Origin of the sequence: Nocardia mangyaensis, from assembly GCF_001886715.1 — a bacterium.
Lineage (GTDB): Bacteria > Actinomycetota > Actinomycetes > Mycobacteriales > Mycobacteriaceae > Nocardia > Nocardia mangyaensis.
This window is the reverse complement of record NZ_CP018082.1, coordinates 4929703-4954640: the sequence shown is the minus strand read 5'-3', so window position 1 is coordinate 4954640 and position 24938 is coordinate 4929703. Positions and strand designations below refer to the sequence as shown.

General features: G+C 68.2%; 21 protein-coding genes and 1 pseudogene. 9 read left to right on the top strand and 13 right to left on the bottom strand.

Annotated features, from left to right (window positions below; translation table 11 throughout):
- The first annotated feature begins 54 nt into the window (after window positions 1-54).
- Window positions 55-1560, top strand: coding sequence for an Asp-tRNA(Asn)/Glu-tRNA(Gln) amidotransferase subunit GatB (gatB, locus tag BOX37_RS22535; RefSeq protein ID WP_071929378.1), 1506 nt, complete (start codon window positions 55-57; stop codon window positions 1558-1560).
- Between the two features lie 68 nt (window positions 1561-1628).
- On the opposite strand, the gene BOX37_RS22530 is transcribed toward gatB, so the two are convergent.
- The 7 genes from BOX37_RS22530 to BOX37_RS22500 all read right to left on the bottom strand — a co-directional run bounded on the left by BOX37_RS22530 (window position 1629) and on the right by BOX37_RS22500 (window position 10899).
- The gene (locus BOX37_RS22530; protein ID WP_084759979.1) at window positions 1629-3797 is read right to left on the bottom strand and encodes an MMPL family transporter; all 2169 of its coding nucleotides are present in this window, start codon (window positions 3795-3797) and stop codon (window positions 1629-1631) included.
- Window positions 3794-4765, bottom strand: coding sequence for a TauD/TfdA family dioxygenase (locus tag BOX37_RS22525; protein WP_156910488.1), 972 nt, complete (start codon window positions 4763-4765; stop codon window positions 3794-3796). The genes BOX37_RS22530 and BOX37_RS22525 overlap by 4 nt, the downstream gene beginning before the upstream one ends.
- Window positions 4766-4776: 11 nt before the next feature.
- Window positions 4777-6630: an asparagine synthase (glutamine-hydrolyzing) gene (gene asnB / locus BOX37_RS22520; RefSeq protein WP_084759978.1), complete on the bottom strand. Its 1854-nt coding sequence runs from the start codon at window positions 6628-6630 to the stop codon at window positions 4777-4779.
- A complete protein-coding gene (locus tag BOX37_RS22515; RefSeq protein WP_071929375.1) occupies window positions 6618-7634 on the bottom strand; it encodes a 1-acyl-sn-glycerol-3-phosphate acyltransferase in 1017 nt (338 codons plus the stop codon). Before BOX37_RS22515 ends, asnB begins: the two co-directional genes overlap by 13 nt.
- A complete protein-coding gene (locus BOX37_RS22510) occupies window positions 7631-8557 on the bottom strand; it encodes a fatty acid desaturase (RefSeq protein WP_167659973.1) in 927 nt (308 codons plus the stop codon). Before BOX37_RS22510 ends, BOX37_RS22515 begins: the two co-directional genes overlap by 4 nt.
- A 112-nt stretch (window positions 8558-8669) precedes the next feature.
- Window positions 8670-9389 (bottom strand): haloacid dehalogenase type II, encoded by a 720-nt coding sequence (locus BOX37_RS22505; protein ID WP_420811635.1) that lies wholly within the window; start codon window positions 9387-9389, stop codon window positions 8670-8672.
- Between the two features lie 388 nt (window positions 9390-9777).
- A complete protein-coding gene (locus BOX37_RS22500; protein ID WP_071929372.1) occupies window positions 9778-10899 on the bottom strand; it encodes a PQQ-dependent sugar dehydrogenase in 1122 nt (373 codons plus the stop codon).
- Window positions 10900-10989: 90 nt separating this feature from the next.
- Between BOX37_RS22500 and BOX37_RS22495 the strand changes: the two genes are divergently transcribed.
- On the top strand, window positions 10990-11841 hold the full coding sequence (locus BOX37_RS22495) for a DoxX family protein (RefSeq protein ID WP_084759974.1): 852 nt from the start codon (window positions 10990-10992) through the stop codon (window positions 11839-11841).
- An 85-nt stretch (window positions 11842-11926) separates the two neighbouring features.
- Here the strand turns inward: BOX37_RS22495 and ilvD are convergent, their stop codons facing one another.
- Both ilvD and BOX37_RS22485 read right to left on the bottom strand, forming a co-directional pair.
- Complete coding sequence (ilvD, locus tag BOX37_RS22490; RefSeq protein WP_071929371.1) at window positions 11927-13768, bottom strand: dihydroxy-acid dehydratase; 1842 nt, start codon at window positions 13766-13768, stop codon at window positions 11927-11929.
- Window positions 13769-14062: 294 nt separating this feature from the next.
- Complete coding sequence (locus BOX37_RS22485; RefSeq protein ID WP_240505005.1) at window positions 14063-14890, bottom strand: PH domain-containing protein; 828 nt, start codon at window positions 14888-14890, stop codon at window positions 14063-14065.
- A 307-nt stretch (window positions 14891-15197) separates the two neighbouring features.
- On the opposite strand from BOX37_RS22485, the gene BOX37_RS22480 reads away from it, so the two are divergent.
- The 4 genes from BOX37_RS22480 (at window position 15198) to BOX37_RS36200 (ending at window position 18937) form a co-directional block, all read left to right on the top strand.
- Complete coding sequence (locus BOX37_RS22480; protein ID WP_071929369.1) at window positions 15198-17126, top strand: acetolactate synthase large subunit; 1929 nt, start codon at window positions 15198-15200, stop codon at window positions 17124-17126.
- The gene (gene ilvN, locus BOX37_RS22475; RefSeq protein ID WP_019048314.1) at window positions 17123-17626 is read left to right on the top strand and encodes an acetolactate synthase small subunit; all 504 of its coding nucleotides are present in this window, start codon (window positions 17123-17125) and stop codon (window positions 17624-17626) included. Before BOX37_RS22480 ends, ilvN begins: the two co-directional genes overlap by 4 nt.
- Window positions 17627-17701: 75 nt before the next feature.
- Window positions 17702-18703, top strand: a complete 1002-nt coding sequence (gene ilvC, locus BOX37_RS22470) for a ketol-acid reductoisomerase (protein WP_206045915.1) — start codon at window positions 17702-17704, stop codon at window positions 18701-18703.
- Between the two features lie 99 nt (window positions 18704-18802).
- Window positions 18803-18937 carry a hypothetical protein gene (locus tag BOX37_RS36200; protein WP_420811556.1) on the top strand — a complete coding sequence of 45 codons (135 nt, stop codon included), beginning with the start codon at window positions 18803-18805 and terminating at the stop codon, window positions 18935-18937.
- On the opposite strand, the gene BOX37_RS22465 is transcribed toward BOX37_RS36200, so the two are convergent.
- Together BOX37_RS22465 and BOX37_RS22460 are read right to left on the bottom strand one after the other, a co-directional pair.
- Window positions 18888-19151 carry a hypothetical protein gene (locus tag BOX37_RS22465; RefSeq protein WP_071929367.1) on the bottom strand — a complete coding sequence of 88 codons (264 nt, stop codon included), beginning with the start codon at window positions 19149-19151 and terminating at the stop codon, window positions 18888-18890. The two genes, BOX37_RS36200 and BOX37_RS22465, sit on opposite strands and share 50 nt — an antisense overlap.
- A gap of 98 nt (window positions 19152-19249) precedes the next feature.
- Complete coding sequence (locus tag BOX37_RS22460) at window positions 19250-19534, bottom strand: hypothetical protein (RefSeq protein ID WP_071929366.1); 285 nt, start codon at window positions 19532-19534, stop codon at window positions 19250-19252.
- Between the two features lie 275 nt (window positions 19535-19809).
- Here BOX37_RS22460 and BOX37_RS22455 point away from each other — a divergent pair, with 275 nt between their 5' ends.
- Genes BOX37_RS22455 through BOX37_RS22445 form a run of 3 tightly spaced genes read left to right on the top strand, consistent with a single transcriptional unit; the run spans window position 19810 to window position 23518 of the window.
- Entirely contained in the window at window positions 19810-21174 is a 1365-nt protein-coding gene (locus BOX37_RS22455) for a DUF2252 domain-containing protein (protein WP_071929365.1), read from the top strand.
- A 21-nt stretch (window positions 21175-21195) separates the two neighbouring features.
- Window positions 21196-22083 carry an AAA family ATPase gene (locus tag BOX37_RS22450; RefSeq protein ID WP_071929364.1) on the top strand — a complete coding sequence of 296 codons (888 nt, stop codon included), beginning with the start codon at window positions 21196-21198 and terminating at the stop codon, window positions 22081-22083.
- Between the two features lie 49 nt (window positions 22084-22132).
- Window positions 22133-23518, top strand: a complete 1386-nt coding sequence (locus tag BOX37_RS22445; RefSeq protein ID WP_071931786.1) for a vWA domain-containing protein — start codon at window positions 22133-22135, stop codon at window positions 23516-23518.
- Between the two features lie 385 nt (window positions 23519-23903).
- Here the strand turns inward: BOX37_RS22445 and BOX37_RS22440 are convergent.
- Window positions 23904-24333, bottom strand: a pseudogene (locus BOX37_RS22440) (nitroreductase family deazaflavin-dependent oxidoreductase).
- A 24-nt stretch (window positions 24334-24357) separates the two neighbouring features.
- Window positions 24358-24813, bottom strand: coding sequence for a carboxymuconolactone decarboxylase family protein (locus tag BOX37_RS22435; protein ID WP_071929363.1), 456 nt, complete (start codon window positions 24811-24813; stop codon window positions 24358-24360).
- Between the last annotated feature and the right edge of the window lie 125 nt (window positions 24814-24938).

Below are 24938 nucleotides of genomic sequence, written 5' to 3'. Positions count from 1 at the left end.
GGGCACAGCCGCCCGTGCGGTCATGCCGGAGCCGAGCGGCAGCGAGGCGAAGGCATGAGCGCACCCACGGTCGAGTTGATGGATTACGCCGATGTGATCTCCCGGTACGAGCCCGTGCTCGGCATGGAGGTCCACGTCGAGTTGTCCACGGCGACCAAGATGTTCTGCGGTTGCCCCACCGAGTTCGGCGCCGAACCCAACACCCAGGTGTGCCCGGTGTGCCTCGGTCTGCCCGGCTCGCTGCCGGTGGTGAACGAGAAGGCCGTGGAATCGGCGATCCGGATCGGTCTGGCGCTGAACTGTTCGATCACCCCGTGGGGCCGATTCGCGCGCAAGAACTACTTCTACCCGGATCAGCCGAAGAACTACCAGATCAGCCAGTACGACGAGCCGATCGCCACCGAGGGCTTCCTCGATGTCGTCCTCGACGACGGGTCGACCTTCCGGGTGGACATCGAGCGCGCGCACATGGAGGAGGACACCGGCAAGTCGCTGCACGTGGGCGGCGCGACCGGGCGCATCCACGGTGCCAGCCATTCGCTGCTCGACTTCAACCGCGCCGGTGTGCCGCTGATCGAGATCGTCACCAAGCCCATCACCGGCGCGGGGGAGCGCGCCCCGGAGGTCGCTCGCGCCTACGTCACCGCGCTGCGCGAGGTGCTGCGGTCGCTGAACGTCTCCGACGTGAAGATGGAGCAGGGCTCGCTGCGCTGCGATGCGAACGTCTCGCTGATGCCGGTGGGCGCCACGGTGTTCGGTACCCGCACCGAGACCAAGAACGTGAACTCGCTCAAGAGCGTCGAGGTCGCGGTGCGCTACGAGATGCGCCGCCAGGCCGCCGTGCTCACCGACGGCGGCGAGATCGTCCAGGAGACCCGCCACTTCAACGAGGCCGACGGGTCGACCTCCGCGGGTCGCCGCAAGGAGACCGCCGAGGACTACCGCTACTTCCCCGAGCCCGACCTCGAGCCCGTCGCCCCGGCTGCCGAGTGGATCGAGGAACTGCGCACCACCATCCCCGAGTACCCGTGGCTGGTGCGTGCCCGTATCCAGGCCGACTGGGGCCTGTCCGACGAGGTCATGCGCGACCTGGTCAACGCGGGCGCCCTCGACCTGATCATCGCCACGGTCGAGTCCGGCGCCCCCGCCAACGAGGCCCGCTCCTGGTGGGTCGCCTACCTGACCGAGAAGGCCAAGGAGCGCGAGATCGCCCTGGCCGACCTGCCGATCACCCCCGCCCAGGTCGCCGCCGTGATCGCCCTGGTCGAGGCCAAGACCGTCAACAACAAGGTCGCCAAGCAGGTCGTCGACTTCGTCCTCGCGGGTGAGGGCGAACCCGCCGCCATCGTCGAAGCCAAGGGCCTCGGCATGGTCAGCGACGACTCGGCCCTGCAGACCGAGGTGGAGAAGGCTCTCGCGGCCAACCCCGACATCGCCGAGAAGATTCGCTCGGGCAAGGTCGCCGCCGCGGGCAAGATCGTGGGTGATGTGATGAAGGCGACGCGCGGCCAGGCCGACGCGGCGCGCGTGCGCGAACTGGTCATCGCCGCCGTGTCCTGACCGGCCCACTGAACACCGCGGCGCCCGTCCCGAGTCCGGAGGCGGGCGCCGCGGCGTCGCATCGTGGCTCAGTGCACTCCGGCGAGCCGGGCGTGCAGGACGCGCAGCCATCGCGGCGCCCACCAGTTCCATCGACCCAGCAGCAACATCGCGGCGGGTACCAGGGTGACCCGGACGACGAACGCGTCGACGAGGACCGCGACGCCCAGTCCGATGCCGAGCAGTTTCACGATGGTCGTCCCACCCGAGCCGATGGCGAAGAACACGACCGCCACCAGGATCGCCCCCGCCGACAACAGCTTCGAGGTCCGTTCGACCCCGGTCCGCACCGCGATGGCGGTGTCCCCGCAGCGGTCGTACTCCTCGCGAATCCGGGCCAGCAGCATGATCTGGTAGTCCATCGCGAGGCCGAAGGCCAGGCAGAACAGCAACACCGGGGAGGTGACATCGAGACTGCCGGTGGGGGTGAAGTTCAGCAGCCACGACAGGTGGCCCTGCTGGAAGGTCCACACCATCACCCCGAAACTGGCCGTCAGGCTCAGCGCGGTCAGCACGACGGTCTTCACCGCGACCACCGGGCTGCCCGTCACCAGCAGCAGCATCGGCACCATGGTCGCGACGACGATCGCCAGGATCAAGGGGAGCCGGCTGAATATCGCGTCCTGCTTGTCGATCTCGTTGCTGTAGGTCCCGGTGACGACGACATCGTCGGGCACCGCGGCCCGCAGATCCCGTGCGCCCCGGAGCAATTCCTGTGGATCGAGGCCGCCGGGCGGGACGAAGGCCAGTGCCGACAGCGTGCCGTCGGTCTGCGCGGGATTGCCCGGCGCCACGGCCAGACCGCCGGAGTAGGTGGCGCCGGGCCCGATGATCGCGGCGGCGGCCTGCGTCTTCGACAGCGCGCGGGCCAACTCGTCGGCGCGGTCCGGCCCGCCCGGTACCTGCAGGAAGAGGACGTCGCTGGACAGCCGGGGGAAGTCGCGGCGGAGTTCGTCGGCCGTCTGGTGGGTCGCCGCGTCGCTGGGTAGTACTCGGTCGTCGACCGGGCCGAACTGGGCCGAGAAGAACGGCAGCAACAGCACGCCGAGGAAGGTCAGCACCGTCACCGCCACCACGGCCGGACGGCGGAACGCCAGAGTGAGCACGCGCCGCAGCACCGGGCCCGCGGCGGCCAGGTCGACGCGGCGCACGGTGAGCGCGTCGATGCGCGCGCCCAGCAGCGCCAGCAACACCGGCAGCACGGTCAGGACCAAGAAGGCGGTCACCGCGATCACCACCAACCCGGCGACGGCCACCGACCGGATGTATCCGAGTGGGACGCAGAGCAATCCGGCCAGGCACAAGGCCAGGGTCGCGGTCGAGACCGCCACCGTCATCCTGGTGCGACCCAGCGCGATCCGGCGCGCGGTGTCGTAGTCGTGCCCCTGCTTCACCAGCTCCCGATAGCGGGAGACGATGAGCAGGCTGTAGTCGATGGCGAGGCCGAGCGCCAATCCGGTGGTGAGGTTCAGCGCGAACACCGACACCGGCATCGCGTAGGCGATCACCCGCAGCACCGCGATCGAGGCCAGCGCGCACAGCCCGCCCAGCGCCACCGGCAGCACCGCGGCGGGCACGCTGCCGAACACGAACAGCAAGATGAGCAGCGTGATCGGCAGCGCGATCAGCTCGGCCACGATCAGGCTCTCGCGCGAGACCGTGGTCACCTCGTCCAGGATCGCGGCCTGCCCGGTGACGGCGACATCGACACCGTCCTGTTCCCCGGTCAGCTGCGGCACGATGCGCTGGGTCACCGCCGCGACCTGGTCCTCGTCGCCGGGGATCAGACCGAAGATCAGCCCGGAGCGCCCGTCGTCGGACTTCAGCCACGCGATGTCGGTGTTCCAGTACGACTGCAGCGAACCGGCGCCGAGTACGGGTGCCAGCGTCACCGCGATCTGCTCGGCGCGCGCCCGCACCGCCGGATCGTCCACGCCACGTGGTGAGCTCACCCGGACGACGAGATTGGGCGCCCCGACGCCGAGCCGCTCGGACAACTCGTCCGCCGCGCGGGCCGCCGCGGCGTTCTCGTCGACGAAACCGCCCGCCGTCAGATGTGCCGAAAGACCCGGCCCGGCCAGGGCGCCACCCACCGCGAAGCCGAGCGCGATCACCACCGCGAGCAGTTGTCCCCAGGTGAGCCGCCGCCGCGGCGGTCGCTCATCGTGCGGCGGGGCGGCGCGAGTCGCCGTGCTCACTCGCCCATCACAACCCAGATCGATCGTTCACCGAGGAACCGCCTGCGCGCGTGCATCGCCTGGAGATTGTCGACCAGCATCCAGTCGCCCCGCCGCCACCGGAACGACACCTCGGCCCTGGTATAGGCGCGATTGAGGGTGGCGACATCAGCACTGGTGAGTTCGCCCTCGCGTTCGAAGGCGGAGTGGCGCGGCGCGGAGGCGGTGCTGAAACCGAACAGCCGATGCGCCGCGTATCCGGCCGTGCCCAGGCCGCCCCGGCTGAAGTTCTGCGTCAGTACCTGATTGAAGAACACCTCGCGGCCGGTCTCGGGCAGCGTGCGGAACACCGGGAGCACCGAGCGCACCTCGAGCGTCTCCTCGGCGGACCACTCGAACTTCAGTTCCAGTTCGGCGCATTTCGTTTCCACCTCGGCCCGGTCCTCGGTGCCGAAGGAATCCTGCCAGGACACGAACATCGAGGGGAACCGGCGCACCCGTGACGGATGGCGGTCCCGCGACAGATATCGGCGGGTGTAGACGACGTTGTCGCCCGCGATCCGCGCACCGAACTCACCGCCCAGTTCGCGCTGGATGTCGCTCTCGTGCGCGATCGGCGTCTGCCCGCCCCACCGGCTCGGTGTCTCACAGAAGAAGGTGATGTAGCGCGGATAGTTGCGCTGATACGCCATCTCGTTGTGCAGTTTGAGATTGAACAGGCCGTTGAGCTCCGTCGAGCTGAACACGTACCGCGAATGGTTCGATCGCGGTACGACACCGCCGGTGTAGGCCTCGTAGAGCGTGCTCATCAGCTCACGCGACATCGATTCCAGCTCACCGGTTTCGGTGAGTCCGGTGTCGCGCAGGAGCACCGCGCCGTGTTCGAGCAACTCGGCCCGCGCGGTGGTGCGCAGATACTCGCGGACCGCTGTGGCGTCCCCCCGCATCGCGTGCACGGGGAAGCGCTCGGCGAAGCTGTTGTCTTGCATCGGAACACCTTTCACTTGCGGTGGGTAGATGTGGCCGGACCGGTCGAGAGTCCGTACTCGCTGCCGAGGGTGTCCATCGAGATGATCTGGCACAGGAACGCCTGCAGATAGAAGGTGCCCAGTACCCGGACCAGCTGGCCGAAGACCGTGCGGTTGGCCACCATCGCGGTCAGCAACGGCAAGCGGTAGACCTGAGCGACCAGACCGGCGTCGCGGCGGTGGCGGGCGCAGATCGCGGCGACCTCGGCACGCAGCTCCTCGAGCTGTGACTCGTCCTCGGAGAAGGGGAAGACGCTCTTCTTGCGGTACACGACCTCGTCGTTGAACCGTCCGGCGAAGCTGTCACGCAGCAGCTTCTTCTCCGCCGTCGTGTATTTCAGGTCATCGGAGAGCCCGAAGACGTACTCGGCGATCCGATGGTCGCAGTAGGGAACCCGCAGCTCGAGCGACTTCGCGGCACTGAGCCGGTCGGCGCGATCGAGCAGATACGGCAGCGTGAACCGCAGCTGCAGATAGTGCATCAGCCTGCGTTTGTCGGTGCGCACCCGAGCGGGCAGGTGGGCCAGGTCCTCGTCGAATCGGCGGCGCACCGTGCGAGCGGCCGCCAGCGGCCCGATGAAGCCCGGATTGAGCAGGGCGAAAGCGAACCGGGCACGTGGCGAGGAATAGTACGGCCCGACCTCACCGGAGGTGTCGATCTGCATGAAGTAGCCGAGGAACACCTCGTCGGCGCCGTCCCCGGACAGCACGACCGTGTCCGAGTCGGCGATCCGCTCGAAGAGTTTGAGCATCGAGACCTCACTGGCCAGAGTCACCAGGCCGTCGCGGGCACGGGCGCAGCGACGGACGTATTCCACGACGTCACCGGCGAGTTCGTCGAACTCCTTGAGCGCGTGCCCGGCCTCCGCGGCGACGGTGCGCGCGAACGACAGGTCCGAACCGTTCATGAAACTCTTGGCGGTGTACTCCTCGCGCCGGTCCTCGCCGATCGTGTAGGCCCTCGTGCCCGTGCCCACCTCACCGGACAGGTAGGCCACCAGCGAGGAGTCGAGACCGCCGCTGAGCATCACCGAGTAGTCCACGTCCGAACGCATGCGCAGCGCGACCGAGTCGGCGAGCAGCTCGGCTACGGTGCGCTGAGCTCGATCCCGGTCATCGGCACAATCCTGGTCGCCCAGTTCCCAGTAGCGGGTCTTGCTCACCAGGCCGGACCGGGCGCACAGGATCGCCTGTTCGCCGCCGCGCAGCGCCTCGACACCGTCGTAGAACGTCGTCGGCGGCACCGGGTTGCCGTACAGCAGCGTCTGCAGGAAACCCGTGCGATCCAGCGACGGTGTGCTGCCGGGGATCAGCCGCTCCTCGGCCGCGAGTATGCCCTTGAGCTCGGAGGAGATGATCGCGAAGTAGGGGCCGGTCTTGAGGTAGAGCGGCTTGACCCCGAGCCGGTCGCGCCCCAGGAGCAGCCGCTGTGCGGTCCGGTCGTACCAGATGAAGGCGAAGTCGCCGTTGAGATGGTCGACCGCCTGTTCGCCCCACTGCTCGAGGGCGGCGCGCAGCACATCGGTGTCGCTGTCGTCGGTGAAGGAGTGGCCGAGATCGGCGAGCTCGACGCGTAGTTCACGGTAGTTGTAGATCTCACCGTTGAACGCCAGCACCGCGGCCTCGGTGACCACCGGTTGGACGCCCCCCTCCAGATCGATGACCCGGAGCCGGGTGTGCCCGATCGCGACATTCGCACCGGTCCACACGCCGTCGGCATCGGGACCACGATGGTCCAGACGGGTGTTCATCTGCCGTACCGCATCGGTGACGTCGTCGACGGTGGTGTCGGCGCCCCACCAGACGATCGCGTTCAACCCGCACATCGAAGGCTCCCTCGCTGAATGCGTCGCCGGATCATCGGGTATCCGAGGACGGGGGTGGAGAAGGCGACTCGCTCACCGCGGGTGAGCGGGCGCCCGAGTCGGTGCTCCCAGAACGTTCGGTAGTACTGGAAGGGGTTGGCACCCGGCGCGTTCCACCGAGTCCGCCAGGCCCGCGCGATCGGCATGGCCACCGCGGCCGGGTCGTTGCCCCGGACGACCTCGCGTTCCATGTAGACACGCAGCTGCTCGGCCTGCTCGCGGTTGACCGCGATGTCGTCGGCACCCCGGTCGCTGAAGTCGATCGGGGCGTGTACCCGGTAGCGCAGCTGGGCAGGCATCGCGCCGATGAAGTTGCGGGGCAGCAGAATCATCGGCAACGTCGGTCCCAGCGGCAGGAAAGGCAGCCCGAACAGGCGGCGCGCGAGCCGGTTGATCCAGCCGACGGTGCGGGTGAACGGGTTCAGATAGGCGCTGTTGGACACCGTCACCGGAACCACGAGTGCGCCGTGCTTCTTGGCCATGTGCACGAACGACGAGCTGAACGGCAGGAGCTCGTCGGCGCGATGGTGGCCTTTCGCCAGGCCGCTCACGCCTTCGGGGGAGATGAAGATCGCGGCCTTGTCCGCGCACAGCCGATCGAAATCGGGCATCGTGGCCTCGTGGCACTGCATGGCTTCCCACCAGCGTGGCATCAGGAACGGAGTGACCTTGTCCTGGTAGAGCGTGGTGTGGACCAGCCGCTGCAACTTCGTCGGATACCCGGCGGCCGTGGCGGCGCGCCACAGGAGCGCGTCGAAGACGATGTTGTCCCACGACAGGCTCGCCCCCGCGTGGTTGCCGATGAAGATGACCGGGCGGCGGCCGACCTCGGCGAGAACGGACAGATCGCCGTGCAGTTCGGCGCGGAAGTAGTTGTCGGCCAGCGGTAACAGCACCTGCTCGGTGCAGGCGCGGGTGTAATCGCTGGCCCGGGTCGGCGGTGGCGCGGTGATGGTCGAGGTCATCGCGACACGACCGAGGTGATGCGGCGTTTGGCGAATTCGGTGATGTAGTGGCCCTGCACGACCTGGTCGGGGTGCAGGTCGTCCTTGATCAGCCGGTCGATGGCCGGGGCGTGATAGGGGTGCAGGAACGGCAGCATCGAATGCACAACGTGCAGTCCGTCGTTGTCGCCGAAGGAATTGAAGAACTTGGCATAGGAATTGACCGAATGATGGTGCACCGCATCGTCTTTCACCACGTCATGCATCATGTAGAGCACGATCGCCGAGCCCGCCCAGGCAATGGCGAGCGAGGGGATCAGCACGAACAGCGCGAACCGGGGGACCAGGATCAGCAGGGCGACGTCGAGTGCGACCACCACCGCCAACTGGGCGAAGAACTCGGCGAGCTTGCGCCGAGAGGCCTTGCCGACCACCAGGCGGACCTGATGGAAGTACTGGTAGACGAACAGGTAGTGCGCGGCCCAGACCAGGAAGTTCACCGGCTTGCCCGCGGGGGAGTACAGGTAGGTCGACTGCCGGTCTTTGGCGAGTCCGCGTTCGGGAACGTCGTTGTCGTAGCGGTGATGCGCGAAATGGCCGAGCCGGTATGCCTCGAAGGGCACCTGGTACGGGGCGAACGCGAGATAGCGCAGGTATCGGGTCTGCCAGGCGGTGCGGCCCAGTCCCCAGTGCACCTCCGAGTGGATGAACACACGCAGGTAGGGCAGTGCGACGAAGCCGTTCACCAGCGTGCAGGCAACGGCCATCCACCAGGTCTGTCCGGCGAGGAAGAACGCCACCGCCGTGGCGACGAACAAAAGATTGAGGCCATATACTTTCCGCCTGCTGGCGGCGTCGAATTCGTCGATGGCGGCCTGGTGCTCGGGCGCGCGGCGCAATCGTTGCGCCTCGGCTTTCAAAGACGCGGAATCGGTGGTCGGCATGAGAAACTCCTCGAGGCCTTTGTGCATGGCAGCGAAACCCGTATTCGGTGCGCAACGGCGCTGTCCGCGGAATACGTGTCTATGTGAAAGAGGTTGTCGGAACGGACGTTGGTCAACAGCCCAGTTGATTCGCCAGATCCAGGAAATCGGTGGCGTTGACATCGAACTCGTCGGAGAATTCGATGTCGGCGGCAGCGCCGGGGCCGAATTCCAGCGGCCGGGCGACGAAGGCGGTGCGGAAGCCGAGACGAGCGGCGGCGGTGATGTCGTACTTGTGGCTGGCCACCATCATGATGCATTCCGGTGGCAGACCGAGATACTGTGCGGCCATCGTGTAGATCGCCGGGTCCGGCTTGAACACCCCGGCCATCTCCGCGGCGAAGACCGCATGCCAGGGCAGGTTTGCGTGCCTTGCGATGCTGACGACCGCGCTGACGTCGGCATTGGACAGGGTGGCGAGCAGGTACCGGTCGCGGAGCCGGCGCAGTCCGGCAACGGTGTCGGGCCACGGGTCGAGCCGGGCCCACGAGTCACTGAGCAGATCGCGCTCAACGTCGGTGAGGTCGATGCCGTGTGCGTCGAGCAGCTCGTCCATCGTGGCCCGATAGGTGGCCGCGACAGAATTCCACGGATCGGTGGATGCGCGCGGCCGGGATGTTTCCCGGAAATACGCGCTGCGCCATTCGTTGACGAAATCGGGCCAGTGGATTTCGGGAAATCTGTCTCCGGCGACTGCCCGGGCGGTATTGCAGACGGTGGAATGAAAGTCCGTCGCGGTCCCCTGAACGTCGAAGAGAAGCGCGTCGACATGCGCGATCCCCAGATCGTTCATCATGCTGCCCCTTAGAGTCGATGCTTTCGATAGATCGGAGAGCTGCTGCTCGATCCGGTGACCCCTGCTGTATCTGACAAGTGTGGTTACCTTAACTTTCACTCCGGGGCGGAGCAAACCGGAATCCTCGTAATCCGGGTCACAGGGCGAGCTGTGCGTCTACACGAAAATTGTTGCATCAGCGAATGATTCGTCGATCGCACGAATGCCCGAAGGCATAACTCGCAGCGTGCGGGCAGTGTGTGCGGCGCGACGTGGACGTGGCCGCGGACCGCCGGATCGAGTACCCGACGATGCGGTAGGTGCCCGAGGTGTGTCCACCAGCACAGCGAAAAATGGCTGCCCGCAACATCTTTGGTGTCGCGAGCAGCCATGGTGGTGCGTGGGCCTAGTCCGGTCCGCCCGCGCCGCCGGAGGGCGGTGGGATGCGCACGACGCGGTCGTCGAATTCGCCTGGCTCACCGTCGGTCTTGTTGATGGTGGTCACCCAGATGCTGCCGTCGGCGCTGGCGGTGGCGCCGAGGAGCTTGCCGTACCTGTCCTGGCTGATCAACGTCGGCGCGGTGGTGACGGCGAAGGTGGTGGCGTCGGCGCCGACCGCGGCCAGCGCCTTGCCGTCGCCGAGGGCGACCGCCACGCCGTCACTGGTGGCGGTGCAGCCGCCGACGCCGGGACGGTCGGGCCAGGTCCAGGCGACGCGCAGGGCGCCGTCGGCGCCGAGGTGCTGGAGCCGGTCCTCGGCAGTGGTGCGGTCGGTGACCCACATGCCGTCCTTGCCGTCGCGGCAGATGTCGCCCGCCGTCCCGATCCCGGAGGCGACGACCTGCGGGGTGTTGGTGCCCGAGGACGGCGATTCCAGCCGCAGCACCTTGCCGCCGAGCGAGCCGGGATCGGCTGCGGCGCCGGGATTTCCGGCATCACCGGTGAGCACCATCAGCTGGGTCGGTGTCGCCCACTCCAGCGCGCCGCGATTCCCGGTGGCGCCCTTGGGGATTCCGGTCAGGATCTCCTTGGGAGTGCCGTCCTGTGACAGGCGCACCACCCGGTTGTCGCTACCGGTGGTGATGTAGGCGTACATCAGCCCGTCCTCACCGAAGGTGGGCGAGAGCACGATGTCGGAGATGCCGCCGTCGCCGGAGCCGTCGACGGTGAGCGCGGCGACCTCCACCGGCGGCTCCTGCGGCGTGCTCGCGTCGACCGGGAGCACCCGCAGGATGCGCCCGGTGCGCCGCTCGGCCACCAGCGCGCCCTCGCCGACCGCGATCAGCCCGGACGCCGAGTCCAGACAGGTGGCGATGACGTTCGGATCGGGATCGATGCACGGCCCGGTCGGTCGCGGTGGCTGTGACGGCGAATCCTGCGGGCGCTGGGGCTCCACATTGGAACCACCCAGCGACGGTTCGGTGGTGAACGGGCTCGACGCCGACTCGTCGAAACGGGCGCACCCCGCGACCAGCACGGCCCCCACCGCCACCCCGACTGCCACGCGAACCGTGATTCCCGACCTCATGCCAGAGACGTTACCGGCAGTCGAGCGGGGCTGACACGCCTGATGCCGGGAAGAGGGGCGCACCGCGATCACACGTCATAAGGTGGGTCGGTGACCGACAAGTCGAACGACGACACTCCGACGGCGGACGGATCGGCGCAGGCCGGACCGCCTGCGTCGTCGGCTGGTCGCCCGGTGACCAGCCCCTATGATTCGCCGACCACGCAGATGCCGACGGCGGACCTGCGCAAGGACATTCCGCACACCGACGAGGATCTCGGCCTCGACCCCGGTGACGAGGTGCCCACCGCGGGCGCGCCGGCCGGCGGCGGTGGCGACGACAGCTACGGCTACGCCACCATCCCGCCCGCGACCGCCGCCTCCGCGGGTGCGGTCCGGCTGCAGCGCCGCGCCCGCGAACCGCGCCGCGGCACCCTCGATCTCGGCCTGTTCGTGCTGCGCCTGGTGGTCGGCTACACCTTCATCTACCACGGCCTGCAGAAGCTGACCGGCTGGTTCCACGGCCCCGGCCTCGACGGCACCAAGTCGATGATGGAAGGCGGCGGCTGGGACTACCCGTCGCTGGCGACCGCCCTGGTCATCGCCGGTGAACTGGGCGGCGGCATCCTGCTGGTCATCGGACTGGCCACCCCGCTCGCCGCGGGCGCCGTGCTGGCCACCATCGCGACCGCGTGGATGTGGAAGCAGGGCATGTACCCGGGCTTCCAATACAACGCGGGTACCCCCACCGGCGTCGAACTCGATTCGATCCTGGCCGGCTCGGCTCTGGCGATCATCCTCACCGGCCCCGGCCGCTGGTCCCTCGACCGCACCCGAGGCTGGGCCACCCGCCCCGCCTACGGCTCCGGTGTCGTGGTCCTGCTGGCCCTTGCCGCCGCCATCGGCACCTACTGGTTCCTGCACGGCGGCAACCCGCTGACGGGTATCGGTCCGTTCAGCTGACTGCGCCCACAGCCGACGCCGCCGGTCGCGTCAACGACCGGCGGCGCACCTGTGTCCGGCCAGAATCCACGGAGAGGCGGAACAGTTACGGCACCTTGCGGACGGCACCCTTGTCGGCCGAGGTCGCCAGGGCGGCGTAGGCGCGCAGGGCGGTGGTGACCGTGCGGTCGCGGTTGACCGGCTGCCACGGGCGCTCGGAGGCTTCCATCTTCGCGCGGCGCTCGGCCAGGACCTCGTCGGAGACCAGCACCTCGAGTGCCCGGGTGTGCACGTCGATGCGGACGCGGTCGCCGTTCTCGATCAGGCCGATGACACCGCCCGAGGCGGCTTCGGGGGAGACGTGGCCGATCGACAGGCCCGAGGTGCCGCCGGAGAAGCGGCCGTCGGTGATCAGCGCGCACACCTTGCCCAGGCCGAGGCCCTTGAGGAACGAGGTGGGGTGCAGCATCTCCTGCATACCCGGACCACCCGCGGGACCTTCGTACCGCACGACCACCACGTCGCCGGGCTGAATCTTCTTGCCCAGGATCATCGAGACCGCCTCCTCCTGGGACTCGACCACCACGGCCGGGCCCTCGAAGGTGAACAGTTCCTCGTCGATGCCGGCGGTCTTGAGGATCGCGCCGTCGGGGGCGATGTTGCCGCGCAGCACGCACAACCCGCCCTCGACGGTGTAGGCGTGCTCGATGTCGCGGATACAGCCACCGACTGCGTCGGTGTCGAGCGAGGACCAGCGGTTGCTGGTGGAGAAGGGCTCGACGGTGCGCACACCACCGGGGGCGGCGTGGAACAGTTCCAGCGCTTCCTCGGAGGCCTTGCCGGAGCGGATGTCCCAGGTGTCGAGGAACTCGGTGTAGTCGGCGGTGTGCACGGTGGTCACGTCGGTCTCGAGCAGACCGCCGCGGCGCAGCTCACCGAGGATGGCAGGGATGCCACCGGCGCGGTGCACGTCTTCCATGTGGTAGTCGGAGTTGGGCGAGACCTTCGACAGGCACGGCACCCGGCGGCTGATCTCGTCGATGGTCTGCAGATCGAAGTCGATCTCGCCCTCCTGCGCGGCGGCGAGGGTGTGCAGCACCGTGTTGGTCGAACCGCCCATGGCGACATCGAGGGCCATCGCGTTGCGGAAAGCCTTGGCGTTGGCCACGTTCCGGGGCAGGACCGACGCGTCGTCGTCCTGGTACCAGCGCTTGGCGATATCGACGATGACGGTGCCCGCCCGCTCGAACAGCGCGCGGCGCGCGGAGTGCGTGGCCAGCGTGGAACCGTTGCCGGGCAGCGCGAGTCCGAGCGCCTCGGTCAGGCAGTTCATCGAGTTGGCGGTGAACATGCCCGAACACGAACCACAGGTCGGGCAGGCGGAACGCTCGACCTCGTCGAGGCCCTCGTCGGAGACGGCCTGGCTCGCGCTCGCGGAGATCGCGCTGACCAGGTCGAGCGGCGCGTGCGCGACACCGTCGACGACCACGGCCTTGCCGGCCTCCATCGGACCGCCGGAGACGAACACCGCCGGGATGTTGAGCCGCATGGCGGCGTTGAGCATGCCGGGAGTGATCTTGTCGCAGTTGGAGATACACACCAGCGCGTCGGCGGTGTGCGCGTTGGCCATGTACTCGACCGAGTCGGCGATGATCTCGCGCGAGGGCAGCGAGTAGAGCATGCCGCCGTGGCCCATCGCGATGCCGTCGTCGACGGCGATGGTGTGGAACTCGCGCGGCACGCCACCGGCCGCGCGCACCGCCTCGGCGACGATGTCGCCCATGTTCTTGAGGTGCACGTGGCCCGGCACGAACTGGGTGTAGGAGTTGGCGATCGCGATGATCGGCTTGCCGAAATCGGAGTCGGTCATCCCGGTGGCGCGCCAGAGCGAACGGGCGCCAGCGGCATTGCGGCCGATGGTGGTGGTGCGTGAGCGAAGCGGTGGCATCAGCGGAGTCCTTGGTCGTGTCGCTTGGTGCGTCCTCGCCTGCGCGCAGGGGGCTGACCTGCGGGGCGCGGTGCGAGTGCGCGGTGCGTTCGGCAATCCTGCACGTTACTCGGACGGACGGTGGTCGCGTCGCGCCGGTGGCGTGCGGAAGAGAGGGGACCGAGCCGGGGCGGGAGTATCGCTCCGGCGGGTGTCGCCGCGGTCGTGCCGTCGGCGCGGGGGTGCCCGGTCGGCGTCAGCTTACCGGGGAAACGGTGTCGTGCGCTCGTCGATTCCCGATGTGGCCGAGCGCCGTCAGTTCGGCTTCGCCGGGTCCTCGGTCGCCGCGGGGTCAGTGGCCTTCGCGCTGGTGGCCTTCGCGTCGGCGACCTCGGCATCGGTGGCCGAGCTGTCGGTGGCCGCTGTGTCAGGGGCTTCGTCGCGCTCGGCGGCCTCGGCCTCTTCGCGGGCGAGGCGCTCGGCCTCGGCGGCCTCGGCGGCGGCGAACACGTCGGGCAGGCGCCCACCGGAGGCCTCGATCAGTTCGCGCAGGCGGTCGTAACTCACCGAGGGCAGCTTGACCTCGGAGTCGTCGACGAGCCGGGCCCGCACATACCCACGCTTGGGGATGCTGATGCCCTTGACCTGGGACCAGTCCAGATGCCTGCGCTTGCCGAACAGCGAGCTCAACTCCAGCCCGGTCGCCGAGATCGTGGTGTGTGTACGGGTCACCCACAGGACCGCGATCACCGGGAACAGCAGCAACCACCACAGCGCGGCGGGCCACCCGACGAACGGGAAGAACACGCAGAACGCCAGCACGAGCACGCCGATGTAGGCCAGTCGCGGCACGGCGATCACGTGCGTGCCCGGAACCGGGGTGTTGGCTTTGCGCGGGATCAGCAGCCACACGATCACCGCGGTGGGCACGATCAGCCCGATCCGCAGGACCAGCGACCAGTCCTGCACGGTGCCGACGACGACGAAGGCCAGGTAGGCCAGCACCACCGCGGCGATCGCTACGAGTCGGCCCTGACTCGCCGCGCGCAGACCGCCGGGTCGCGTCGGGCGACCCGTATCGGTTCCCTCGTCGGTGGTGTGGGACGATTTAGCCGGTGGCACGGACTGATGCGGTGAAGACACCCCCCTATCCTCGCATCTTGGTACACGGACCCACGCAACCGCTCGAGTCCCACATAATGGGACGCAGTGAGTAGCCTGTTTGACTCATCGGTCCATACACGCATAACGTCGTGTGCGTGAATCGAAACGAGTTGCTCGTACTCGGCCGGCGCGTCCAGCGTTGAGCCTGACTACCTGAGTCGAATACGTCAGCTCGCGTTGCGACGCGCCACCCTCGAACAGCCATGCGCTGATCGGGGGCTTTTTTGTGTTCGGGAGAATTCCGCGCCAGTCCGGAGTCGGAACGACAAAGTTAGGAACGAAGACGGTGAGTGCACCAACCGCACGACCCGGGCCATCGGCCCGCAGGTCAGCGCCTTCAACGGGTCAGCCGAACCCGGCGACCACCCCCGCCCGGCGCCAGGTCGCGCCCGAGCGCGTCACCGGCGCGCAGTCGGTGGTCCGGTCCCTCGAAGAGCTCGACGTCGACACCGTATTCGGCATTCCCGGCGGCGCGGTCCTTCCTGTCTACGACCCACTGTTCGACTCGAAGAAGGTCCGCCACGTGCTGGTGCGCCACGAGCAGGGCGCCGGTCACGCGGCGACCGGCTACGCGCAGGCCTCCGGCAAGGTCGGTGTGTGCATGGCCACGTCCGGCCCGGGCGCCACCAACCTGGTGACCCCGCTGGCCGACGCCCAGATGGACTCGGTCCCGATCGTGGCGATCACCGGTCAGGTGGCGTCGAGCCTGGTCGGCACCGATGCCTTCCAAGAAGCCGACATCTCCGGCATCACCATGCCGATCACCAAGCACAACTTCCTGGTCAAGGACCCGGCCGACATCCCGCGCATCCTGGCCGAGGCGTTCTACCTGGCCGCCTCGGGCCGTCCGGGCGCGGTCCTGGTCGACATCACCAAGGACGCCCTGCAGGCCCAGACCACGTTCTCGTGGCCGCCGGAGATGCGTCTGCCCGGCTATCGTCCGGTCACCAAGCCGCACGGTAAGCAGGTGCGCGAGGCCGCCAGGATGATCCTGGAGTCCAAGTCCCCGGTGCTCTACGTCGGTGGCGGCGTCATCAAGTCCGACGCCTCGGCCGAGCTGCTCGAGCTGGCCGAGCTGACCGGGATCCCGGTCGTCACCACGCTGATGGCGCGGGGCGCGTTCCCCGACAGCCACACCCTGAACATGGGCATGCCCGGTATGCACGGCACCGTCGGCGCGGTCGCCGCGCTGCAGAAGTCGGATCTGCTGATCACCCTCGGCGCCCGCTTCGACGACCGGGTCACTGGTCAGCTGGACTCCTTCGCGCCCGACGCCAGGATCATCCACGCCGACATCGACCCGGCCGAGATCGGCAAGAACCGCCACGCCGACGTCCCGATCGTGGGCGACGCGCGCGAGGTGATCGTCGAGCTGATCGAGACCCTCAAGGCCGACCCACAGACCGGCGCGGCCCCGCTGCTGACGCTCACCGAGTGGTGGGCCTACCTCAGCGACATCCGCGACAACTACCCGCTGGGCTGGAGCCAGCCCAGTGACGGCTCGCTCTCGCCGGAGTTCGTCATCGACGCGCTGGGCCGCCTCGCCGGTCCCGACGCGGTGTACTGCGCCGGTGTCGGCCAGCACCAGATGTGGGCCGCGCAGTTCATCAAGTACGAGAAGCCGCGCACCTGGCTGAACTCCGGTGGCCTCGGCACCATGGGCTACGCCGTCCCGGCCGCCATGGGCGCCAAGATGGGCACCCCGGACAAGGAGGTCTGGGCGGTCGACGGTGACGGCTGCTTCCAGATGACCAACCAGGAGCTGGCCACCTGCGCCGTCGAGGGTGTGCCGATCAAGGTCGCCCTGATCAACAACGGCAACCTCGGCATGGTCCGCCAGTGGCAGACCCTGTTCTACGAGGAGCGCTATTCCAACACCGATCTGGGCACGCACACCCTGCGCATCCCCGACTTCGTCAAGCTGGCCGAGGCGCTCGGTTGCGTCGGCATCCGCGTCGAGAAGGAAGACGAGGTCGAGGCCGCCATCCGGCAGGCCCAGGCCATCAACGACCGTCCGGTCGTGATCGACTTCATCGTCGGCAAGGACGCCCAGGTGTGGCCGATGGTCGCCGCGGGCACCAGCAACGACGAGATCATGTTCGCTCACGGCATTCGTCCGCTGTTCGACGACGACGAGCAGGTCGCCGAGCCCGCCGTCATCCACGAGGCGATGGAACGCGAGCAGGCTGCCTTCGAGAAGGGTTCCCCGGAATGAGCACGACCCACACGCTGAGTGTTCTCGTCGAGGACAAACCGGGCGTGCTGGCGCGCGTCGCGAGCCTGTTCTCGCGCCGCGGCTTCAACATCGAGTCGCTGGCCGTCGGTGGCACCGAGATCCCCGAGATCTCGCGGATGACCATCGTCGTCACTGTCGACGATCTGCCGCTCGAGCAGGTCACCAAGCAGCTCAACAAGCTGATCAACGTCATCAAGATCGTGGAGCAGGACGCCGACGCCTCGGTGGCCCGCGAGCTGATCCTGGTGAAGGTGCGCGCCGACGCCTCGGTGCGCACGCAGGTGATCGAGGCCGTGCAGTTGTTCCGCGCCAAGGTGATCGACGTCTCGCCCGACGCGCTGACCATCGAAGCGACCGGCACCCGCTCCAAGCTGGACGCCCTGCTGCGCATGGTCGAGCCGTACGGTATTCGCGAGATCGTGCAGTCCGGTGTCGTCGCCGTCGGTCGTGGCCCCAAGTCGATCACCGCAACGCGCTGACCGTTAGTATCTCCCCGCGCCTGCGGGGATGACCCCCAGAAATAATCCAGAAGGGACTCCACTGTGGCAGTCGAGATGTTCTACGACGACGACGCTGACCTGTCGATCATCCAGGGCCGCAAGGTCGCCGTGATCGGCTACGGCAGCCAGGGCCACGCGCACTCGCTGAGCCTGCGCGACTCCGGTGTCGACGTGCGCGTCGGCCTCGCCGAGGGTTCGAAGTCGCGCCCGAAGGCCGAGGAGGCCGGGCTGACCGTCGGTACCCCCGCCGAGGTCTCCGAGTGGGCCGACGTGATCATGGTGCTGGCCCCCGACACCGCGCAGGCGTCGATCTTCACCAACGACATCGAGCCGAACCTGAAAGACGGCGACGCGCTGTTCTTCGGCCACGGCCTCAACATCCACTTCGGTCTGATCAAGGCTCCGGCCAACGTCACCGTCGCGATGGTCGCCCCGAAGGGCCCCGGCCACCTGGTGCGTCGTCAGTTCGTCGACGGCAAGGGCGTTCCGGCCCTGATCGCGGTCGACCAGGACCCGAAGGGTGAGGGCCAGGCGCTGGCGCTGTCCTACGCCAAGGGCATCGGCGGCGCGCGCGCCGGCGTCATCAAGACCACCTTCAAGGAAGAGACCGAGACCGACCTGTTCGGTGAGCAGGCCGTCCTCTGTGGTGGCACCGAGGAACTGGTCAAGACCGGTTTCGAGGTCATGGTCGAGGCGGGCTACGCCCCCGAGATGGCCTACTTCGAGGTTCTGCACGAGCTCAAGCTGATCGTCGACCTGATGTACGAGGGCGGCATCGCGCGCATGAACTACTCGGTGTCGGACACCGCGGAGTTCGGCGGCTACCTGTCCGGTCCGCGCGTCATCGATGCCGGCACCAAGGAGCGCATGAAGGCGATCCTCGCCGACATCCAGGACGGCACCTTCGTCAAGCGCCTCGTCGCCAACGTCGAGGGCGGCAACAAGGAGCTCGAGGGCCTGCGCAAGGCCAATGCCGAGCACCCCATCGAGGTCACCGGCGCCAAGCTGCGCGGCCTGATGAGCTGGGTCGACCGCCCCATCACCGAAACCGCGTAAGTTCCGCTGTTTGTCCGAGGGGCCCGTTCGCCACAGGCGAGCGGGCCCCTCGGCATTCCCGACGTCTGCCCAGCTCAGCGGCTTCGGCTTGCCTTGGAGATGTCGGAATTCGGCGTGCAGATGTACCGCACGCGGACGCGTCGGATGTACCCGAACGCATCGGCGGCCGAGATCGACGACAACGTCACGTGCTGGCTTCTGTCCCGGCGTGGGGCGCGGGGTAGGCGGGGTTGAGGGGGTTGCTCGGGTTCATCGGGCTGTAGGGGTAGTTCGGGTCGGCGAGGTTGGGGCCGTAGTCGACGATGGTGTCGCAAGGGGTGGTCGGGTCCGGCTTGCCGCACGGGGATTCGGCGGTGGCGGCCGCGGGGAGGGCGAGTGCGGTCAGGGCGAGGGTGGCGAGTGCGGATGCCGCGGCGAGGCGGGTGAGCGGGCGGCGCGGGGAAGTCATCTGAGGAGTCCTGTCGTGGTGTGGGGTGTAGGGGCGGCCGTCCTCGCCCGATCGGCTCGAAGCCGTCGGTGCGGAGAATGTTCGTCGGGCCGGGGAGGCTAGCTGCTGCCGAAGGAACCCGAGAGGAACGGACGCCAGGGTGACGGGTTCGACGGGTGGTGGCCGCGCCAGCGATCGCAGCGGTCGTCCCACTTGTTGCGCGAGTTCCACGGGTAGTGCCTGCAGTCCCTGCGGTCCCACATGTCGTTGCGGATCTCGGTGGCCGACGGGGTGCTCGGCTGGGCCGCGGCGGGCGTGACGGCGAGTGCGAGGGGGATCGCGGCGATGGTGCCCGCCATGGCGATGCGGGCCAGAGCGTGTCGTGCCGGAGTCTTCGTCGACATCGTGAATCCTTTCGAAGGACTGCCCGCCGGGGCTGAGCGGGGGCCGGTCGCCGTCGCCGGGTGATTCGGTGTGGCGACCGTGTAACTCCACTGTGGCGCAAGCGAATCGAAAGATCAGTAGGTCGGGCGGGACTCGAGGGGCGATTCGGGGGAGGACACCCAGTGGTCTGGGGGTTAACCCTGAGAACCGCTGCTTCGGTGTTGCCAGGTGACAGCTGGATACCGGTGCAGTGCGGGTTCTTGCTGTTGGTCACAGGTAGCGCGAGACTTGCTCGATGGTGAACGAGACAGTGGAGGACTTCCGGGGCGAGGCGATCGAGCAGGGTAGGGCCGCTCGCAAACGCGTCGCGCGTTCCCAGCTCGGCGAGTGGGGCGCCGGTCCGGGGCGAGCGGATCCGGTGGCCATTCTCGAGCAGCAGGCGCAGACCAGGGTCGCCGAACTCGTGCCGATCCGGTACGCGCGAATGCGCCAGTCGCCGTTCACCTTTCTGCGGGGCGCGCCCGCGATCATGGCCGCCGATCTGGCGCAGCGCGAGCACACCGGACTGATGGTGCAGCTCTGTGGTGACGCGCACCTGTCGAACTTCGGGCTCTACGCCTCCCCGGAACGCAATCTCGTCTTCGACGTCAACGATTTCGACGAAACCCTGCCCGGCCCGTTCGAATGGGACGTCAAACGGCTGGCCGCCAGCGTCGCGGTCGCCGCGCGGGACAACGGCTGCGACGACGAGCGCGCCGCCACCGCGGCGGCGGACGCGGCGCGCGGCTATCGCGAGACGATGCACGAGCTCGCCGACACCGACAGCATGGCCGTCTGGTACCAGACCGTCGACGTCGACCGGGTGGCCGAGCTCATCCGGAAACCGAAGGTGCGCAAGAGGTTCGACAAGACCGTCAGCAGCGCGCGCAATCGCAACAGTCTGCAGGCCCTGGCCAAACTCACCACGCCCGACGCCGATGGCATCCCACGGATCAACAGTCAGCCACCACTGCTGGTCCCGATCGAGCTGGCCGACGAGAAGGAGGTGCGCGACGTCTTCGGCGACTACCGCCGCAGCCTGCCCGGCGAGCGCCGCGTCCTGCTCGACCGGTACCGGCTGGTCGATCAGGCGCTGAAGGTCGTCGGCGTCGGCAGTGTCGGTACCCGCTGCTTCATCGCCCTGCTCATGGACAAGGAGTCGGGCAGCCCGCTGTTCCTGCAGGTGAAGGAGGCCGAGACCTCGGTGCTCGCCCCGCATCTGAAGCCGAGCAAGTACCGTCATCAGGGTCACCGGGTGGTGGTCGGTCAGCGCCTCATGCAGTCCTCCAGTGACATCTTCCTCGGCTGGGCGACCGGTCCGGCGGGCCGGTTCTTCTACCTGCGGCAGCTGCGCGACATGAAAGGCTCCGCCGACATCGCCACGATGTCGCACGACACGCTCGCCCAGTACGCCCGCTTGTGCGGAGCGGTTCTCGCCAGTGCCCACGCCCGTTCGGGCGACCGCGTCGCGATCGCCGCCTACCTGGGCAAGAACGACACGTTCGACCGTTCCATGGCCGAGTTCGGCCTCGCCTACGGCGACCAGACCATCACCGACCGGCTCTCGCTGCTGGCCGCCATCGACTCCGGCCGGGTGACCGCGGCGACGCACGCGTACTGAGTCGTCCTACACTGGTTACCGATGAGTAGGTTCTTTTCCTCGGTGGACCAGGTGACCGACCGGCTGACCACAGCCGGGTACCTGCCGTCCCTCGACATCGCGACCGCGGTCTTCCTGGCCGACCGCCTCGGCAAGCCGCTGCTGATCGAGGGGCCCGCCGGCGTCGGCAAGACCGAACTGGCCAAGGCCGTCGCGTCGGCGGTGACGGCCGAGCTCATTCGTCTGCAGTGCTACGAGGGCATCGACGAGGCCCGCGCGCTGTTCGAGTGGAACCACGCCAAACAGCTGCTGCGCATCACCGCCACCTCGGGCGAGACCTGGGACAGCACCCGCGACCACGTCTTCACCGAGGAGTTCTTGCTCGCCCGTCCGCTGCTCGCGGCCATCCGCAACCCCGACCCCACCGTGCTGCTCATCGACGAGCTCGACAAGGCCGATGTGGAGTTGGAGGGCCTGCTACTCGAGGTGCTCGGCGATTTCCAGGTGAGCATCCCCGAACTGGGTACCGTCACCGCCGTGCGCAAGCCGTTCGTGATCCTCACCTCCAACGCGCATCGCGATCTGTCCGAGGCGCTCAAGCGTCGCTGCCTGTATCTGCACATCGACTATCCGACCGCGGAATTGGAGAAGGCGATCGTCCGGCTGAAGGTGCCGGAGCTGGACGCCGCGCTGGCCGAGCCGGTGGTGACGACGGTGAGCGCGCTGCGGCAGCTGTCGTTGCGCAAGGCGCCCTCGATCGCCGAAACCGTCGACTGGGCGAAGACTTTGGTCGCGCTGGGTACCCGCAATCTGAGCGGGGGAGTGGTGCGCTCCACGCTGGGCGTGCTGTTGAAGTATCAGTCCGATCATCGGGTGGCGATCGAGCGCCTCGGTCTGGACGATCAGACCGACGACGGTGTGCCCCGATGACGAGCAGGCCCGACACCGCCGAGGCTCGGCGCGCACCCGGAGCGGCGCGATGAGCGACACGACCACGCGGAAGGGTGTCCTCGCGCCGACGAGCGATCGACTGGTCGGCTTCGTCGGTCTCCTGCGCGAGCACGGCATCCACGCCGGTCCCAGCGAGACCGTCGATGCCGCCGCCGCGATCGTCGCCCTCGGCGCCGACGACCACCGGGTGCTGCGATCAGGCCTCGCCGCCTGCCTGCTGCGCCGAAACGGTCAGCGCAAGGTCTTCGACCAGCTCTTCGACCTGTACTTTCTCGACGGCACCCGCCCGACAAGTTCCGAGGACGACCCCGAGTCCCTGCGCGAGCGGCTCATCGCGACCCTGATCCAGGGCACCGACACCGCCCAGCTGGCCCGGGAAGCGCTCAACACCTTCGGCGCCTACGGCGGCGCGGGCGAGACCGCTGGCCGGGTCACCACCGCCTCGGGCGCGGGGTGGTCGTCGTACATGACCATGAAATCGCTGCGCCCGGAAGAGATCTCCGAGCAGATCGCGCAAACCATCGGCGGCACAGGACAATTCGATGCTGCCGTGCACACGATCGAGGCCCGCCGCCGGGTCGAGCAGTTCCGTTCGGCCGTGCAGTCCGAGGCCCGTCTGCGCTCGGCGCAACTGCGCGGCACCGACTACATCGCCCGCCGTGGCGTCGAACCCGGCGGCGACAGTACCGATTTCCTCGGCGCCCGCGAGCAGGATCTGGCCGAGATGCGCAGGCTCGTGCATCCGCTGGCCCGCAAACTGGCCTCCCGGCTCGCCGTTCGACGCAAGAAGGCGGTGCGCGGGCAGATCGACCTGCGCCGCACCCTGCGCCGTTCGATGGCCACCGGCGGCGTCCCGATCGATCCCGTCCTGCGGACGCGTCGGCACGGGCGACCGGATCTCGTCGTGCTGGCCGATGTCTCGGGCTCGGTCACCGGCTTCGCCGAGTTCACCCTGCAACTCGTGCAGGCTCTGCAGGATCAGTTCAGCCGGGTCCGCAGCTTCGGTTTCGTCGATGTCTGCGCCGAGATCACGCACTACTTCACCCCCGGCGAACCCCCGCCACCCGGCTTCGCGCAGAACATCGTTCGCGACGCCGGGGTCGTCCGGTTCGGCTCCAGCAACTACGGCGAGGCGCTGCGGGGTTTCACCGACCATTACCTCGACGCGCTCGGCCCGCGCACCTGCGTGCTGATCCTCGGTGATGCGCGAACCAACCGCACCGACCCGAATCTCGCTGCGCTGCAAACGATCACCGAGCGAGCCAAAGCGGTGTACTGGCTGAATCCGGAACCCGCGCGGTCCTGGTCGACCGGTGATTCGGCCGCCGAGGCGTACACCGAGATCGTCACCATGCACGAGTGCCGCAATGTCCGGCAACTGGCCGAAGTGATCGGCAGACTCCTGCCCGCCTGAGCTGTTTCAGTGGTGGTACTTGGTGGTACTTGGTGGTACTTGGTGGTGCCCGCGGAGCCACGAGAGTCGCTGACCAGCTTGGCGAAACAATCGTCGGCGGGGAGCGAGCGAGCGTCGCACCAGGCGTTAGCCGAGTCGAGGTCGGCGAACGCGGCGTCGGCGAGGGTGATCCACCAGCACCCCGATCACCCACGGCGATCGACGGTCGCGGCGCATACGGGCCGTTCGGTAGATAGCCCGGATAGCCCGGATATCCCACGGTCACCTCCGCTGTCGCGGCGCGCGACGATCCTTGCCGAGCCTCGATCCCCCGTGCCCTGTCAAGGAGTCTGGAAATCCCTGGCAGGGCCCTCGGCTTTCGTTGCGCAACCGACATGCGTCCGGCTCACCGCGCGCTGAGCCGGACCACCGCGTACTCGTGCTCGCTCTTGGCCTGGTACTTGGCGTAGCGGGGCTGAGCGGTCGTGATCGCCGCCCAGGCCGTGGCGCGCTCCTGGCCCCGCAGCACCTGCGGCCGGACCGGCGTCGGCGCGCTCGCGGGCAGTTCGATGGTGGCCTTGTCGGGGTGTGCCAGCAGATTCCGCTGCCAGTCCGGGGCCCCGGTGCCGCCACCGGAGGCGACCAGCAGCCAGCCGTCGGCGCCGTCAGAGAACCAGGAGATCGGAGTCTGGCGGCAGCTCGCCGCTGCGGCGGCCGATGGTGTGGAGGATCAGCACGTCCATGCCCATGAACTCGCCCTTGCCGTTGCGGATCTTGCGGTTCATGCGGGCGTTCATCTTGTGCTGCATCCAGCGGGAGAAGCTCGAGGTGGCCATGAGATTGTCCTTTCGAGTGGTGGTTCAGCCCCAGGCGCCGGCGATCTGGCGGGTGGTGGCATTGAGGCGGTTGAACATGTTGGTGACGCCGATCATCAGCACGATCGAGGCGAGCTGCTTCTCGTCGAAGTAGCTGGCGGCGTGGTCCCAGACCTCGTCGGTGACCGGGTTGGGACGGTCGGCGAGGCGGGTGGCGGACTCGGCCAGCTCCAGGGCGGCCCGCTCCTCGTCGCTGAAGTACGGGGTCTCGCGCCAGGCGGCGACGGTGGCGAGGCGCTCGTCACTGACACCGGCCTTGCGGGCGGTCTTGGCGCCGCCGTCCACGCAGGCGCTGCAGCCGTTGATCTGGCTGATCCGCAGGTGCACCAGCTCGAGGATCTCGCCGTCCACGCCGCCGGTGCGCACGGCCTTCAGTACCGCCTGGATCGGGCCCATGGCGTCGGTGAGGACCATGGCCGGGTTCTGCATCCGAGACTGCATTGTCGTTCTCCTTGTTCGATGTCGTTCCCGCTGTTCGCGGTGTGCACTGATCACAGCCCGTCACGCTCGGCGAAGCGATGCCCGTGGGACACTGTGGGACAGTGGAAAACGGCCCTGACCTTGCC

Bases quoted from the DNA above. Each gene is read 5' to 3' on its own strand.
- gatB (WP_071929378.1), top strand. From the start codon at position 55: ATGAGCGCACCCACGGTCGAGTTGATGGATTACGCCGATGTGATCTCC.
- BOX37_RS22525 (WP_156910488.1), bottom strand. From the start codon at position 4,765: ATGCAAGACAACAGCTTCGCCGAGCGCTTCCCCGTGCACGCGATGCGG.
- asnB (WP_084759978.1), bottom strand. From the start codon at position 6,630: ATGTGCGGGTTGAACGCGATCGTCTGGTGGGGCGCCGACACCACCGTC.
- BOX37_RS22515 (WP_071929375.1), bottom strand. From the start codon at position 7,634: ATGACCTCGACCATCACCGCGCCACCGCCGACCCGGGCCAGCGATTAC.
- BOX37_RS22510 (WP_167659973.1), bottom strand. From the start codon at position 8,557: ATGCCGACCACCGATTCCGCGTCTTTGAAAGCCGAGGCGCAACGATTG.
- BOX37_RS22505 (WP_420811635.1), bottom strand. From the start codon at position 9,389: ATGAACGATCTGGGGATCGCGCATGTCGACGCGCTTCTCTTCGACGTT.
- BOX37_RS22500 (WP_071929372.1), bottom strand. From the start codon at position 10,899: ATGAGGTCGGGAATCACGGTTCGCGTGGCAGTCGGGGTGGCGGTGGGG.
- ilvD (WP_071929371.1), bottom strand. From the start codon at position 13,768: ATGCCACCGCTTCGCTCACGCACCACCACCATCGGCCGCAATGCCGCT.
- ilvN (WP_019048314.1), top strand. From the start codon at position 17,123: ATGAGCACGACCCACACGCTGAGTGTTCTCGTCGAGGACAAACCGGGC.
- ilvC (WP_206045915.1), top strand. From the start codon at position 17,702: ATGTTCTACGACGACGACGCTGACCTGTCGATCATCCAGGGCCGCAAG.
- BOX37_RS36200 (WP_420811556.1), top strand. From the start codon at position 18,803: ATGTCGGAATTCGGCGTGCAGATGTACCGCACGCGGACGCGTCGGATG.
- BOX37_RS22465 (WP_071929367.1), bottom strand. From the start codon at position 19,151: ATGACTTCCCCGCGCCGCCCGCTCACCCGCCTCGCCGCGGCATCCGCA.
- BOX37_RS22460 (WP_071929366.1), bottom strand. From the start codon at position 19,534: ATGTCGACGAAGACTCCGGCACGACACGCTCTGGCCCGCATCGCCATG.
- BOX37_RS22455 (WP_071929365.1), top strand. From the start codon at position 19,810: ATGGTGAACGAGACAGTGGAGGACTTCCGGGGCGAGGCGATCGAGCAG.
- BOX37_RS22450 (WP_071929364.1), top strand. From the start codon at position 21,196: ATGAGTAGGTTCTTTTCCTCGGTGGACCAGGTGACCGACCGGCTGACC.
- BOX37_RS22445 (WP_071931786.1), top strand. From the start codon at position 22,133: ATGAGCGACACGACCACGCGGAAGGGTGTCCTCGCGCCGACGAGCGAT.
- BOX37_RS22435 (WP_071929363.1), bottom strand. From the start codon at position 24,813: ATGCAGTCTCGGATGCAGAACCCGGCCATGGTCCTCACCGACGCCATG.